Below are 15,155 nucleotides of genomic sequence, written 5' to 3' on the forward strand. Positions count from 1 at the left end.
ACGATCCCGATCTAAAAGCAGCGAATCTCCCTGGGCGATCTGAACCGTTTTACCGGTTCTCATATCGATTTCGACAAAACCGCCGTCCTGTTCGAATCGCTCGACAAACAAATTATAATATTGTTCCGGATTCTCGGGATTGGTCTCTCCCTTGATGGTTTGAAACGCAAAAACAGGTGTTAAGAAACAACTTGTTACCAATAGAATGCTAAGAGAGAGAGAGAGAGAGAGAGAGAGAGAGAGAGAGAATTCTGTTCATGTGCCCTCCAAGGTCTGTAAAAATGCCTCATCGGAAGCATTTATTATTCTTTCAATTGAAAGAATGATACAAAAAACAACTCATTGATGTCAAATAAAATAATTAATCTATGTTATTAAACTGGATCGTTCCGTCAAATCGGCATTTCGCGGCGGCAATACCCCGAAAAAAAACGCCGGGAATCGTTCCCGGCGTTTCGTTCGGTCGGAAGAGTTTTCAGTCGTCGATCAGCTCGTCCCAGTTGGTCGCCTGGGCAAAGGCCAGATCGTAGTAGCCGGTATCGAACGACGAATAGCCGCCGGGATAATAGATCGAGATACCGTGTTCGTTGGCGTATTGACGAGTGCCATGCCCGTGCCAGATGACGGCGGTCTCGACGGCGGTTTTGACGGCGTCGGCGGCGGCGTTGACGTTGTCGTTGATGCTCTGGCTTTTTACGTTTTCGGCGAAGTTGTAGATATCGATGTAATCGGCATCGTAGAACGCCAGAGTGCTGCGCCAGGCATTGGTGACGCTGGCGTTGCTCATGCCGCCCACGGCGATCAACTGATCGGCGAACAGGCTGATCGCCTGCGCCAGGGCTTCAACCTTGGTCAGATCGATGGCCGACATGGTGGCGTCGGGAATATCGACGAAGGTTTCGGCGATCTCGGTGCCGAGGCTGCCGGTGGTCATTTCCGGGTCGGCCACCAGGTCGTCCAGGAAATTGTTGTAGGCCCAGCCTTCGCTGCCTTCGGTTTCTTCCGAACCCACCATGACCGTCGAGTGATTTTTAATGTAGTAGGAAATTTCGACCATCTGCATCAGGCAGGCGTCGAAGCCGATCAGGTCGATGGTCGCGGCCGGCGTGTTGTTTTGCAGCCAGGTCAGCGCCTCGTCCAATTCGGTGTTGGTCAGGTCGTCGCTCCAACTGTGGTCGTCGACGCAGATGTTCTTATAAACCGGCTTCGCGTCCTTGTGCCAACCGCTGCCGTGATCCCAGAAAACCAGCCCGTAATGTTCGGCGGGATAACGGTTGAACAGGTAGCCGACGCCGTCCTTGATGGTCTGCGGATCGCCCATGTTCAGTTCGCCCGGGCTTTCCAGGGTTTCGAGCGAGCCGTGCAGCACCCGGTAATAGGCGCTGTCGCCCCACCGGCGACCGTCGAACACCACCAAAATGTTCACGTCGTCGGTCGAGCCGACGGCTTTCATCTCGTTCAGATCCATCGTGCCGTAGGTGGCAAGGTTGTTGTCGGCGGCCATATACACCACGAAGGTCCACTGGGCGGTCGCCGCCGGCGTGGTGTCGTCGTCGTTGTCGTCGTTGTCGTTGTCGTCGTTGTCGTCGTCATCGTCGTCGGCCGCGTCATCGTCCGCGGCGTCGTCGTCGGCCGCGTCGTCGTCGGCCGAACCGTCATCGTCGGCCGCATCGTCGTTGTCGTCGTCATCGTCGTCGGTCGCGTCATCGTCCGCGGCGTCGTCGTCAGCGGTGTCGTCATCGACTGCGTCGTCGTTGTCGTCGTTGTCGTCGTCATCGCCACTGGAACAGGAAAAGGCGAACAGCAGAAGCATCAGCGGGCAGAGGAGCAAAGCGATTTTCTTCAATACAGGATCCTCCTGGCGGTAAATGGAAAAAGGCGGAGTCGCAGGGGAAGAGGCCCGGTCGACTCGGACGCTTGTCGGGTGGTTTCCTTCCGTATTCGTTCTACCAGGCCTGCGCCCACGGTTTTGACGCAAGGTCGCGCGGTTGTCAATCAGGCTGTATCGCTCCAACAACGGCCGTTTCCGGTCCGTCGGCGACCGGTCAGTTGATCTCCGTCCAACTCAGGATATCGATCGGATCGGCGATCACGTTGTAGGCCGGCGAATAGGTGTACCAGAAGTTCGGATCGTTGTTGTTGGTGAATTCGCTCGGGTTCTGAATGTTGACCGAACCGAAGGCGGTCACCACACCGGTGAACTTCACCTTGCCGTGCAGCTCGTAATCGCCCTCGGTATAGACCAGGCCGTTGATCTGGCTTTGCGCGTTGGTGTCGAAATTGATCAACACGTCGTCGCGGGCGATCATCGTCACCGTGGTGCCCGAACCGGAGGAGACGAAACCGCCCGTGGCGATGATCTTGCCGGTCGCGATGATGGTGCCGACGCCGTCGAGCGAGCCGTTCAGCGTCACGTCGCCATCGACAAAAATCGCTCGGTTGCCGTCGGCGCCCGGTTGCACGTTGTCGAAATCGAGGTTGCTGAAGGTGACGTTGGTGTCGTTGCTGCCGTAGGTGTGGTCGGTGTCGAAGTACCAACTGGAATTCGCCGCCGAGGAAATGCTGCGCCACTCGTCCTCGCGCAGCTTGATCGCCGCCAGATCCATCGCCTCCTTGTCGTTGCGGGTCAAACTGGTGGTGTCGCCTTCCGCCGTGAGCGTGCTACCGGAGGGCATGTACAGGTTGAGTTCCGGTGTGCCGTTGTCCAGATCGAGGTAGACGTTGCCGTTGACCCGGACGCCCTCGCTGGAGATGCGCGGTTTTCCCGCGATGTGTACGTCGCCGCCGACGTTGATCGCCGACTCGAACGCGGAGTCGGTGTTGATCAGCACCTCGACCTTGCGGATGCCGGAACCGTTGCGGCCGACGCCGACCACGCGCTTTAAAAAGCCCGACAGGCTCGTCACCTCGGCCGAACTGATCGTGTGGTTGTCCAGTGACTCCGCCGCAATGTCGCCGACGTAGCTCCGGTCGTCACTCAGCGTCGACAACGCCCGCTGGACGCCGCCTTCCGCCGCCCAAAAAGCCTGGGTGCTGTCTTTGTAATTGCCGGCGATGCGGATGTCCGTGCCGACCACCAGCATGCTGGCCATGCCCAAGAGCGAAACGGCCATCAAAATCATCAGAATGATGATCATTACCATGCCGCGTTCGCCACGCCGCGCCGAAGGATGAATGTTTTTCTTCATGGCTCACCTCACGGACAAGGGCAATCGCCCGCCGACGCCGTGTAACTCTGACACGAGGCGGACACGTTGCCCTGCAAGTCGACCGCGCAAATATAGTACCCATGGCAATATTTGCTCGTATCGAGCGAACTGGAAGTATCGCTGTACTGCACCCCCGTCACGTTCGGGTTGCTGTCCTGCACCAGGGTGTAGACCTTGGAATAGCTGCCGCAATCCTTGTTGCGGTAAATGTTGTAACCGGCGATATCACCGTCGGTGCTGGCGATCCAGGAAAGATCGATCTGTTTCTTGGCGATCATGGTGGCGACCAGGCCGAGCGGACAGGCCGGCGGCGTCGTGTCGGTCACGTAGTCGTAGACGTAGGCGCCGCTGGTCGGATCGCGATCGGTCTGGCTGTTGTTGTCCGTCGCCAGATAATAGACCCAGACCCGCGTGCTGCTTTGATACGGCAGGGTGACCTCCCAGCGCGTATTCGTGGCGCTGTAGGACATCGCCACGTTCGTATAGCCGGTTTCCGGCGCGACGGTCAGGTACGAGTGATCGACGTAGTAATACGCCTTGACGGAGGAGATTCCCGAGGCGCCGTTGTCGGTGACGCCGACGTGAACCGGCACAGTGCGGTAGTTGTCGACGTGAATTTGACTGGGCACCGTGGACATGGCCGTGTTCTCGGTGGGCTTATCCTGCTGGGCGTTGGTGATCTCGGGCGCCCGCGACAGGTTGATCGCCGCCTGGTCGCTCAGGCACACCCGGCCGATGAAGATGACCTTCTGGTATTCGAAGGTCGCCCGCAGGTCGGCGCCGGACATCTGGACGTCGGTTGCGTTCTGCCGGTGACTGACGGTCGACCCGTAGCCGAAGGCGGTGGTCAGGCCGGAGGTCAGGGTAAGCTGACCGCTGCCGACGGAAAGAATGCTGGCGGCGGCGACGGTCGAACCCGAAGTCAGGTAGATCGTCTCGCCGGCCGCGAAGCCGCTGGTCGAAGCCACTTGGATGACCGTCGCGCCCGCGGAAGCCGACTGGGAAAGCGTCGTCTGCATTTGGACGAACTTGACCCGCACCGTCTTTTTGGTGTTTGCCGACACCGACGGTTGGCCGAACAGGCTGAACGTCACCTCCTCGCCCGAGGCCGCCGGAGTAGAGGTGTTTTCCCAAACGGTGGTACCGTCCGGAATCTGAACCGTCGCCAGCCGTGCCAAAGGTTTGTCCCAGGTCAGGGTCATCTTGGTAATCGTCAGACTGCTGCTGGAATTGTTTTCGATGCCGAACGTGACCTCGTTGTTGTACGTGCCGCTCACCGCCGCCGTCACGGTGCTGTCGACGTACAAGCCGCCGTTGCGGATGGCCACTGAAATGTAGGGGCTGGCCGTCTGCGCCCCCTCGTCATCGGTCGCCACCGCGTAGAGCGAATAGATGCCGTCGCACCACTGCGTGACGTCGCCGGCCGGGCACGGATCGGAGTCACCGCCGAAGCCGCAGTATTCCTTGATGTATTCGTAGCGCGGCAATTGCAGGGTGCCGGGGCTGGGCGTGACGTAGAAGTTGACGCTGTAAATCCCCTTGCCGTTGTCCGTGTCGAAGGATGGGGGCATGGAAATCCCGCTTTGGTCGGGATCGTAGGCCTTGGCGGAAAAGCCCATTTGGCCGGTCGTGACGGTCAAGCCGCTAGCCGGCGCGGTGATTTGAATGACCGGGCTGTTCTGGCTGGGTATCGCCGAGGCCGTCACCCGCTCCGCGTAATTACCGCAACGGTCGTACGCGAACGCGCTGTAATAATAGCGGGTGCCGTTGATGAGGTTGGATTGCGTCTGCCGCATGACGGCGCCGGCGGTGCCGCCGAAGGCGTCGAGTTCCTCACCGTCGTTGATGTTCGCCGGATAATTGATCGTGCTATAGCGCACCAGGACGCCGGCGAAATCGCGGTCCGCCGGATTGGTCCAGATGAAGTCCACCGCCCGGTCGCGGCCGATCGCCTGAAACGGCGTCGGCACCGCCGGCGGCGTGGCCGGGCTTTCGATCGCGGTGGTATTGGTCTGATGGGCTGTCGGCGCGTCCTCGGCATCGCCGTCGCCGTCGCCGTGTGCCTCGGCCGAGCCCGGGCCCTCGTTGGCGCAATCGACCGCCGTCACGGCATAGTAGTAGGTGAGGCAGGATTGTGCCGTGGTATCGATGAATCCGGTGGCCGCTTCCGACAAGGTGTTTTCATCGGCGATCCGGTGATCGGCGGTGAGCGGAACGCTGGCCGATTCCGCGCGATACACTCGATAGCCTTTGACATCGACGCTCGTCGACGGCGTCCAGGTCAGCGCGACCGAACCGACGCCGGCGGTGGCATCCACCTCCGTCGGCGCGTTGGGCGGCGTGGTGTCCTGCAGGTTGAAGGAGATTTCGGTGGTCGCGCTCGATTCGTTAAAACTCGCGTCGTAGGACTGCATCTTGAGGTAATAGGTCGAACCGCTCTGCAGCCGAATATCTTCGACCTGCATGGACGTCAGGATTTCGTCGCTGACGTTGTAGGACGGGGAGTAATAGTCGCCGCTGGCCGCGCCGTAGGAGATTTTATAGCCGCTCAGGTCCGTCAACGCGCTGCCGTCGCAGGCGTTGGCCGTCGGCGGCGACCACGTCAGGGTAAAATGTCCGCAGGTGCCGCGGTCGGATACGGTGACATTGGTCGGCGGGTTGGGCGCGCAGGTATCGGCCTTGAAGGGGCGATTGCCCATGTTGCGCAGCTCGACCACCTGCGAATAATTGTGCTCCGGGTCGCCCTGCCCGCCGGTCCGCAAACGAATTTCGATCTGCCGGATCGCGGCCCGTTCGAGCTGGCTGAGGCCGTTGACCGCATCGGGCTCCATCTCCACTCCGCCCTCTTTGAAATAATGGAATTCCATATCCTTGAGGCCGTCGGCCTGCAACACATGGTTCCGCTGCAGGACGCCGCTGGGAAACGATACGGCGAATTGGACGGTTTCGATGGTGCGCACCAGGGTGCTGTCGGCGGGATAGGAGTTGGCGAGCGCCGCGCCCAGGTTGACCGTATCGGGTTCGCCGTCCAGGTTGACGATATCGCCGGTGGCGACGACCGGCACGAATTCGACGTTGCCGCCGCCGTTGATGAACAGGTAGTCGCCGCGGTCGATGGTGTCGCGCGAATCGTTCAAATCCACCCGAATCGAAGTGTCGCCGGCGGTCGCCGTCGCGGCCAGGGTGCCGGCGATATCGGCGTCCACGTCGCCGCGGAAGGTCAGCGCGTATTTTTTCGCCTCGGTGAACGTCTCGCCTTTCACGACGCCGAACCCGGCCATGCGCAATTCACGCGTGACCTGCTCGATCGTCAAGCGGGCCGACTGCGCCCCCGCCGAAAATTTTTCGATTTTTTCCAGGCCCCGGTGCTGGCTGATGTAAATCCCGTAGGCCGCGGCGATCAGGATCATGCCCAGCGCCAGGGAAATCATCAATTCCAACAACGTAAAACCTTGCTGGCGGCTGTTGGTTTTCATCGCGCCACCACCGTTTCTATGGACACGTTCTGTCCATTTTGATTGGTCATCTGCACCTCGACGACTTTCAGCAGATCGCTGTCGTCCGGCGTCACGATGACGACTCGTTTGAAGGTCGGATTATCGGGGATCTCCCCGTATTCCTCGGTCGACGAGGCGACCGAGTCGTAAGGCATGCTCTTGATCTGCTCGAGCGTGGTCGAGGCCAGATTGGTCATGGTGGTCAACGCGAGGGAGTAATTCTGGCGATTGGCCATCGAGGACATCACCGAGGCCAGGCTCAATACGCCCACCGAGATCAGAAACAGCGCCACCACGATTTCCGTAACCGTGAAGCCGCCTTGCCGTTTCCTTTTATCGTTTCGCATTGTCAGATCCATTTCTGCCATGGCCCCGGCGTTCCGTTAATGTCGAATCTCCACATCAGCACCTTCCCGGTCGTCAACACTTCCACCGCCCGCCCCAATTCCACCTTGTGGTCGGTGGCGTCGGTCAGGTAAGCGATCCCCGCGTTGACGGCCGCGCCGTTCGCGCGAAACGTCACGGCGATCGGGCTGCTGGTGGTGCCCATTTTCACCGGCTGCGAAATCGGCAATCCGTCCGGTCCCGTGGTGGTCACCGGCCGGAAAATCGCCGTCGCCGAAAAATCGGCCAGCGACCGGCTTCGCGCCAGGTCGCCGACTTGAATGCCGTCGCGGTCGGCGTCGATGTACGTCTTGATGGTGCCGAGCGTCGGATCGATGGCGACGATCACATCGCTGCCATATTTCACCGCCATCGAACGCGCCTCGCTCAGTTCCTCGGCCAGACCGCGTGCCGCCTTGTTAACCTGGATTTCCGGCAGCATCCCCCGAACGAACGGAAAAGCCGCGATGACCAATCCGACCAAGGCGATCGTGATGATCAGCTCAAGCAAAGTAAAACCCTGGTCGTTTCTCCACTGCACGGAAACCAGCTCCTTTCCCGCTCGGAGAGGCACTTCGCCTACTCCACCATACCCTGCTGTCGCAAAGTCCATACCAGATTTGAATTGTAAAAAGACCTTATTTTTCAATCACTTGAAAAATGGCCGCCCAGGCGGCCTTACCACTGGTAATTTTACATTACAAAAGGTAATGAGCTTTGATTTTCATTCCTTTAAAGGTTTCGTATTTTTTTATCCCTAACTTGATCGAATCCTTGGCAAATTTTCATGATTCTGAAGGTTTTTCCACGGCGGCTTCGTTTTCCAACCGCATCGCCTCGGCAAACAGCCTTTCGAGGTGGCGACGGATATCTGGCGGCCAATCGCCGATCAGACTCGTCAGTCGCTCCGGATCCTTGGCGTACAAGGCGCGCGAAGCTTCTTCGAAATTCGGCAGGTTGCCCGCCATTACCCACATGAATTTGCCGGCGGCTTCCGTAGCCAATCGCGCTAGTTCCTTGCCGCGCCCGCGTTTCCGGGCTTCGTCGACCAGTTTGCGCAGTGCGCCCGAAGCGCCGCCCGATTGTTGATCCAACCACTCCCAATGTCGCGGTAACAGTGAAATTTCACGGCAAACCACGCCGAGTTTCGGTCGTCCCGGTCCGGTCCGGACTTCGGCGGCAGTTTCGCCCGGCGCAAATCGGGGATGGCTGGCCAGCCGCTGGAGCACTTCTTCCGGCGATCCGCGGAAATCGAAATCGATCTGAACACCAGTTTGATCCTCGAAGATGAGAATCCGATCCGTTTCGCCTTGATCGAGGCGACTCTTGGTCTGCCGCAACATGGTTTCCAGGTTTCCCGAGGCAATCAACCGATCGCCGGCAAAGGCGGTATAAGTACGATTGTCTTCCATCATCTTCTCCCTAAAATTAGACTATTTGCTTGACGATCGGAAACAACTCCCGACCTCAAGCTTGTAGCGAATAATACCCGGGTAAAAAAGATTTGTCAATATTACCCGGGTAATATTTTAGAAATTTTTTCGGCCCCGTTTTCAGGCGAACAAGGTGGTTACCGTCGACCTTATCTGATCGAAATTGAAGGGTTTTGCTAAAAAGCCATTGATATCGTCGCGTTTGATGCCGGTCAACATATCGAGGGGATAGCCACTGGTCAGTAATATTTTGAGGCTTGGAGAAAGAAGATGGACTTGATGGATGATATCGTTGCTGGATATATCCGGTAAATTATAGTCGACGACGATCAGATCCAAATCCTGGTTCAACCGTTTCAGTTCGCGTAGGCCTTCGCTTCCGGTTGTCGCCGCGAAGGTCTCGAAACCAAGTCGGCTGAGCATCCGCTGGATGAGGCTCGCCAACAGATCCTCATCTTCAATGATGAGGACTCGCTTGAGATCCCCCATCGAACCACCCCTAAACGGCCATTCAGGAAAAATGCAATCTATTCGCTCGCGACGGATTAACCGCCGAATATCTTTGTAATTTTTTCCTGCAGCACATCGGCTTTAAACGGCTTGACCACGTAATTGCTGACCCCCGCCTTCACCGCCGCCAGGATATGGTCCTTTTCCGACTCGGCGGTCACCATTAAAAACGGCACCGCCTTGTACTTTTCATTCGACCGGACCGCTTTGAGCAAATCCAATCCCGTCATTTTCGGCATGTTCCAGTCGGAAACGATAAAATCGACCTGATTATCCTTCAGGTATTCCATGGCGGTCGATCCGTCATCCGCTTCCGCGATGTTACGAAAACCGAGTTGCTTCAGCAGGCCGATGATGATTCGGCGCATCGTGGAAAAATCGTCGACACAGAGAATGTTCATATTCGGGTCGGCAGGCATGGTTACCTCCTCTATCAATCCATTCTTTTTATCATCACAAACCCCTGATGGAAGATCCATCACTACTCTTTTTTTTCGGCCATTTTTGTTACTCCTCAAGTTTAATCATCACTTCTCTGTTTTTACATGCTTTTTCCCGAACAATACCAAAATGACACGCCTTGAAAGATTGCCACGGTTGACATAGAAAGACTAATCATTCATAATTAGATTACATTAACTGAGGAAGGTTGACAATGACCCAAGCGAATCAACTTGAACCCAATCTGATATCCGAATCGTTGGAAGACTACCTCGAGACGATTTATCACCTCGTCCGCGATAAAAAAGTGGCCCGGGTGAAGGATATTGCCAAGGCACGAGATGTCAGCATGGCTTCGGTGAGCACCGCCATGCGGCGTCTGGCGGACCTGAATCTGATTCATTACACCCAGCGCGAGTTCATCGAACTGACCCCTGAAGGCGAGGAAGCGGTACGAAAAGTGATCGTCCGCCATGAAATCCTGCGCCAATTTTTACAGGATTTTCTCGGCATCGACGCGGCCATCGCCGATACCGATGCCTGTCAGATCGAACATCATCTCTCGGACTCGACCGTCGACCGTTTCGTTCGCTTGCTGGAATTCCTGGCCAATTGTCCCGACGGGAAAAAGGCGCTGGAGTTGTTTCGTTCCTGCCAGGAAGTGAACGCGGATCTCGAATCCTGCCGCCAAATCTGCGAAGGTCGGATGCGCTGGCGCTGGCGCGGCGGCGAAGCCGAACTCACCACTTTGGGCGATCTGACGCCGGGCCGTCACGCCCGCGTGGCCAAGATCAACGCCCGCGGCGCGCTCCGCCAGCGATTGATCGACATGGGCATGTTGCCGCTGACCGAGGTCGAGGTGGAGCGCGTGGCGCCGTCGGGCGATCCGATCTGGATTCGCATCCGCGGTTTCAATCTGTCCCTGCGGAAAGAGGAAGCCCAGGGCATCGTGGTAACTCCGATCTGACCGGCGGATTCCGGGAAAGGACAACCAGAAGCGTAACACCATGGTCCGCGAACTCCACCACGAACGCACGTATCGCATCGCCTTGGCCGGCAACCCGAATTCCGGCAAGACTTCCCTCTTCAACGCCCTGACCGGCGCCAACCAGCACGTCGGCAACTACCCCGGCATCACCGTGGAAAAACGGGAAGGCGGATACCGCGACAACGGCGATCATTTTCAAGTGATCGATCTGCCCGGCACTTACAGCCTGTCGACTTATTCGCCCGAGGAACGGATCGCGCGGCGGGAAATTCTGCAGAAAGATCTCGCCGCCGTGGTGGTCGTCGCCGACGCCACCAACCTGGACCGCAACCTATACCTGTTGGTGCAGGTGATGGAATTGGGCGCCAACGTCGTGCTGGCGCTCAACATGAGCGACGAGGCGGCCAAGGGCGGCCAACGGCTCGACGTGCCGCAGATGCGGGCCTTGCTGGGCATCCCGATCGTCGAAACCGTGGGCCATCGCGGCGGCGGCGCGGCCGAGCTCAAGGCGGCGATCCGCCGCGCGGTCGAACAGCCGACGCGCGGCCGGCGGGTCGTGTATCGTCCGCGCCTCGAGGAAGTGCTGGCGCGAATGGCCGACCGGCTCGACGTCCATCTGTCGCGCACCGCGCCTTCGTCCCGCTGGTTGGCGATCAAGGTGCTCGAGGAAGATCCGGAAGTGGATCAGTACCTCGCCGGCCGCCTGGACGACGTGCCCCGTTTTCTGCGCGAAGTCCGGCAGGAAGCCGCGTCGCTGTTGGCCGAAACCCGCACCGACGGCCCCTTGCTGGTGGCCGATCATCGCTACGCCTTCATCGCCGGGTTGCTGCGCGAGGTCCGGCTGACGGAAATGCGCCGCGACTCGCGACGCGTCTCCGATTTCGTCGATGCCATCCTCTGTCATCGCCTGCTGGGCATCCCGCTCTTCCTGGCGCTGATGTACCTGCTGTTCTGGTTGACGTTCACCGCCGGCCGCGTCCCGATGGGTTGGATCGAGGACGGTTTCGCCTGGCTGACCGCCGCGCTGAACGCGCATTGGCCCGCCGGCCAGGGCGAGGTGCTGCGGTCGCTGCTGGTCGACGGTGTAATCGGCGGCGTCGGCGGGGTGCTGGTTTTTCTGCCGAACATCCTGTTCCTCTTTTTCGGCCTGGCGCTGTTGGAAGACACGGGCTACATGGCCCGCGCCGCTTTTCTGATGGACCGCTTCATGCATCGCATGGGCCTGCACGGCAAATCCTTCGTGCCGATGGTGACCGGCTTCGGCTGCAGCATTCCGGGCCTGATGGCTTGCCGGACCCTCGACAACGAGCGCGACCGGTTGACGACCATGCTGGTGCTGCCGCTGATGAGTTGCGGCGCCCGGCTGCCGATCTACCTGCTGCTCATTCCGGCCTTTTTCCCCGTGCCCTGGCAGGCGCCGGTGCTGTGGCTGATGTACCTGATCGGCATCGGGCTGGCCGTTTTGCTGGCGCGGCTGATCCGCAGCACGATTCTGGCCGGCGAGGACGCGCCGTTCGTCATGGAACTGCCGCCCTACCGCTTGCCGACCGCCAAGGCGATGCTGCTGAAAATGGGCCAGCGCGCCGGGAGCTATTTGCGCAAGGCCGGCACCGTCATCCTGGCGATTTCCATTCTGATGTGGCTCGCGGCCTCGTTTCCCAAGCGATCCGGTGATGCGGAAACGCCGCCGTCGCCGGCCGTCGATCGGCAGCAAGACCTCGAATACTCCGTGGCCGGCCGCGTGGGCAAAATCCTGGCGCCCGTCACCGGCACGATGGGGGCGGACTGGCGAATCGCCACCGCGATGATCGGCGCCTTTGCCGCCAAGGAAGTGTTCGTCTCGCAACTGGGCATCATTTTTTCGCTGGGCGAGGACAACGCGGAGCCGGAGACGCTGCGGCAGGCGTTGCGGCAGGCTTACTCGCCCTTGCAGGCCTTCGCCATCATGCTGTTTTTGCTGGTCGCCACGCCGTGCATGGCGACCATGGCGGTGATGCGGCGCGAATCCGGTTCGTGGAAATGGGCGGCGCTGCAATTCGGCGCGCTGACCGGCCTGGGCTGGCTGCTGGCCACGCTCGTTTATCAAATCGGCGGCTTGTTCGCTTGATGGAGGTGACGGATGCCCGCGTGGGAACTGTTTCTGCTGACCATCATTGTCCTGGGCGCCGGGGCTTATCTGGTCCGGCACTACACCGAGGCGCGCCGCCGGCGACGCTATTCGCCCTGCGCCGGCAATTGCGCCGACTGCCCGTTCGCCGACTTGTCGCGGGATTGCGCCGATCCGAGCTTGCGCGAAGTGCAGATCAAAAAGAGATAATTGAATTGTTCTCGCCTCATGCCATTATCAATGATATGTAATCCTTGGTCGTCTTATTTTTCCGCCGCCCCGAGGATGCCCTTGGCCGTCTCGAAGGGTGCGATCCTTTCGGGTGCCATGGTCTTCGATCCGCTAGGATCGATAGCCATGCAAAGCGGATGTGGAATATGAAAACGTCGGCGATTCTTTCATTTCGGGGTGCCATGGTCTTCGATCCGCTAGGATCGATGGCCATGTAAAGCGGATTTGGTTTTTGGAAACATCGGTGCGCGGGTGAATCAGCAGCCGCAGCCTTCTGATGGATTGTCGTCGTTTCCCTCGCTACCTGTTCCATCGGTCGCTGATTTAGTCGGAGTTCTTTTGACAATTTCGGTAAAAAGGTAAACGTCCTTTTCGCTTGAGACGATTATATTATCAACACGTGCATTATAGATCGGTAATAATTCCAAACGATTTTCACATTCCAAATTTCCATTTTCGTCATAAATGGAATAGAAAGGCTTGACTCTTCCCTGGCTTAAAAGGCCTTTAAAAAAACCCAATTCGCCGGCCATGTATAACTTGTTGAAGGCAGTCAGATAAGGAACAACGTTATAGTCGGGCGCGTCCTGGTATTCGCTTTCTTTCCATTGCCACAATTCTAGGCCGGTTTGGGTGGAATATTTGTTGATCGCCAGTCCTTCTTCACTAAAGTCGTCACCGAAAACATAGATATTTTTATCCTGGTCAAAATCAATCTCCATTATCAAATAGGGATAGCTGATAATGATTTCTCCGTTATCGAGAGTCTCCCCCGACAACTTCCTTTTTGCCTTTAAAAGAACACCTTTTTTTTCGTCACCTTCCAAAGAGCATAATTTTATTCCCGCGAAGGAAAGTTCTTGCTTCTCGTTATCCAAAATCAATGCATCTGGCTCACCGATGTTACAATCAAAATCTGCGTTATTATCCCCGTCCAGATTGTCCTCCCAAAGTGGTTCGCCGTTTTCAGCAAGTCGGCCGATTTTATAATTTCTTAGTTGGTCTTTATAAATTAAAAACGAATAATACGGGTTATTTTCTTCATCGAGAATTAGCTGTCCGAAAACTGCGTTTTCAATATTATATTCATATAGCTGAATTCCGGACGAATCGTATTTGGCGATGGTTGCGGAATATTCGTCGGATTGATAAAAATTCTCCATACCAAGAATGATATTCCCCGAACTATCGATAAATGCTCTGTAGATTTTGTGATCCGCATCGTCCTCGGAGATCTCGATGGACAATATTTCGCCTCCCGCCGAATTATATCCGGTTAAAATTTTTGCATAGTCTTCATCGGTAACTAAAATAATTTCGTCGTTTAAGCCAACGAAGATGCTTCCGCTAGAACCAAATGAAGGCGAAAAATGCTTTTCCCAACCGATTTCACCGCTGGCCTCGATCCGTCGCAACAGACTAACCGATTCATCCTTGGTTGAACGAAACGACCATGTGTAAATTGCCGTCCCACTTGGCGCTGATAAAAAGTTAACTAGTTCTTCCTCACCTACTGCTAATCCCCATTGGAAAGCATTATTCGAATCATATTTTAGAAAGTAATTTCCCTCTTTTAAATCAAAGGAATCGCCTGCCGAGGACAAGCCGACAGCAACAAATAAAATGATTCCAAAAACAATTTCAATAAAACTAGCAATTTTCCCTAACATTTATTGTGCCTTCCCGAATCCATCATTAACCAAATGATTATTTCCCATGGGTATTTCGCGCTCTTCACTCCAAATAATAGGAGCCCTACCATCAAATTCATAATTCTTTGAAGCGCAAGCATATCGAATCATTGGTTGAACAACATCATCCCAATTACCTTCGATTGTTTTGAAAAATTTGATTTGATGTGGATTAGTCATTGACGAATATTGCCAAGAAATGAAAAGACCGCTATGATCAGCAGTACCCCAGGGTTCCTCGGTATCCCCAAACATTGGCACATAATACCCTGCCTTTATTGTGGCACTTATTTGTGCAAATGTATTTACAATAATATGTGCTTCCTTATCTGTTAACGGATGTTCCTCAGTACTGTTTGATGTAATATATGCTGTATGTTTTAAAAAATATAAAATAAGATTGTTAGTGCCCTGTCGGTCATAAATCGGAACATTCAACAATCGGCCATTAGTCCCTTCTCTGATTGCCCATGAGGCGAACTCCGAGCACCAAAGTGGTTTCGGGTCACTCATTTTTTCCCAAGTATTGCCATAACGCGGGCTCCAGGATTTGCCGATTTCGCCGGCCGCCACCCGAATGATTTGGTTGGTCGAATGGTCGACATATTGTAATCGTCGTAAACAAATCGCTTCGTCTAAAACAACCGCCGACACCGGAACATCG

12 protein-coding genes and 1 pseudogene are annotated in these 15,155 nt (G+C 56.5%); 4 read left to right on the forward strand and 9 right to left on the reverse strand.

Features of this window, described 5'->3' with window-relative positions:
- Positions 1 to 1,522: 1,522 nt before the first annotated feature.
- Positions 1,523 to 1,774 (forward strand): annotated as a pseudogene (locus tag GX444_21645) (hypothetical protein).
- Positions 1,775 to 2,045: 271 nt separating this feature from the next.
- On the opposite strand, the gene GX444_21650 reads toward GX444_21645, so the two are convergent.
- From GX444_21650 to GX444_21680, 7 genes are all read right to left on the reverse strand, one after another.
- On the reverse strand, positions 2,046 to 3,188 hold the full coding sequence (locus GX444_21650) for a hypothetical protein (protein NLH51187.1): 1,143 nt from the start codon (positions 3,186 to 3,188) through the stop codon (positions 2,046 to 2,048).
- A gap of 8 nt (positions 3,189 to 3,196) precedes the next feature.
- Positions 3,197 to 6,685, reverse strand: a complete 3,489-nt coding sequence (locus GX444_21655) for a prepilin-type N-terminal cleavage/methylation domain-containing protein (GenBank protein NLH51188.1) — start codon at positions 6,683 to 6,685, stop codon at positions 3,197 to 3,199.
- Positions 6,682 to 7,053, reverse strand: coding sequence for a hypothetical protein (locus GX444_21660; GenBank protein NLH51189.1), 372 nt, complete (start codon positions 7,051 to 7,053; stop codon positions 6,682 to 6,684). The genes GX444_21655 and GX444_21660 overlap by 4 nt, the downstream gene beginning before the upstream one ends.
- A 2-nt stretch (positions 7,054 to 7,055) precedes the next feature.
- A complete protein-coding gene (locus GX444_21665) occupies positions 7,056 to 7,631 on the reverse strand; it encodes a prepilin-type N-terminal cleavage/methylation domain-containing protein (GenBank protein ID NLH51190.1) in 576 nt (191 codons plus the stop codon).
- A gap of 244 nt (positions 7,632 to 7,875) precedes the next feature.
- The gene (locus GX444_21670) at positions 7,876 to 8,502 is read right to left on the reverse strand and encodes a DUF2239 family protein (protein NLH51191.1); all 627 of its coding nucleotides are present in this window, start codon (positions 8,500 to 8,502) and stop codon (positions 7,876 to 7,878) included.
- Between the two features lie 141 nt (positions 8,503 to 8,643).
- Positions 8,644 to 9,012: a response regulator gene (locus tag GX444_21675; protein NLH51192.1), complete on the reverse strand. Its 369-nt coding sequence runs from the start codon at positions 9,010 to 9,012 to the stop codon at positions 8,644 to 8,646.
- Between the two features lie 56 nt (positions 9,013 to 9,068).
- Positions 9,069 to 9,452: a response regulator gene (locus GX444_21680; GenBank protein NLH51193.1), complete on the reverse strand. Its 384-nt coding sequence runs from the start codon at positions 9,450 to 9,452 to the stop codon at positions 9,069 to 9,071.
- 236 nt (positions 9,453 to 9,688) lie between these two features.
- Between GX444_21680 and GX444_21685 the strand changes: the two genes are divergently transcribed.
- From GX444_21685 to GX444_21695, 3 genes are read left to right on the forward strand one after another with little or no spacing between them, the layout of a single operon-like run.
- Positions 9,689 to 10,441 (forward strand): DtxR family transcriptional regulator, encoded by a 753-nt coding sequence (locus tag GX444_21685; protein ID NLH51194.1) that lies wholly within the window; start codon positions 9,689 to 9,691, stop codon positions 10,439 to 10,441.
- Between the two features lie 40 nt (positions 10,442 to 10,481).
- Positions 10,482 to 12,569, forward strand: a complete 2,088-nt coding sequence (gene feoB, locus GX444_21690; protein NLH51195.1) for a ferrous iron transport protein B — start codon at positions 10,482 to 10,484, stop codon at positions 12,567 to 12,569.
- Positions 12,570 to 12,581: 12 nt separating this feature from the next.
- On the forward strand, positions 12,582 to 12,779 hold the full coding sequence (locus GX444_21695) for a hypothetical protein (protein ID NLH51196.1): 198 nt from the start codon (positions 12,582 to 12,584) through the stop codon (positions 12,777 to 12,779).
- Between the two features lie 278 nt (positions 12,780 to 13,057).
- Here GX444_21695 and GX444_21700 read toward each other — a convergent pair whose 3' ends face one another.
- On the reverse strand, positions 13,058 to 14,470 hold the full coding sequence (locus GX444_21700) for a hypothetical protein (GenBank protein ID NLH51197.1): 1,413 nt from the start codon (positions 14,468 to 14,470) through the stop codon (positions 13,058 to 13,060).
- On the reverse strand, positions 14,471 to 15,155 hold a 685-nt coding region (locus GX444_21705; GenBank protein ID NLH51198.1), incomplete at its 5' end, for a hypothetical protein.

The organism is Myxococcales bacterium (assembly GCA_012517325.1).
In the GTDB taxonomy this organism is placed as follows: Bacteria; Lernaellota; Lernaellaia; order Lernaellales; family Lernaellaceae; genus JAAYVF01.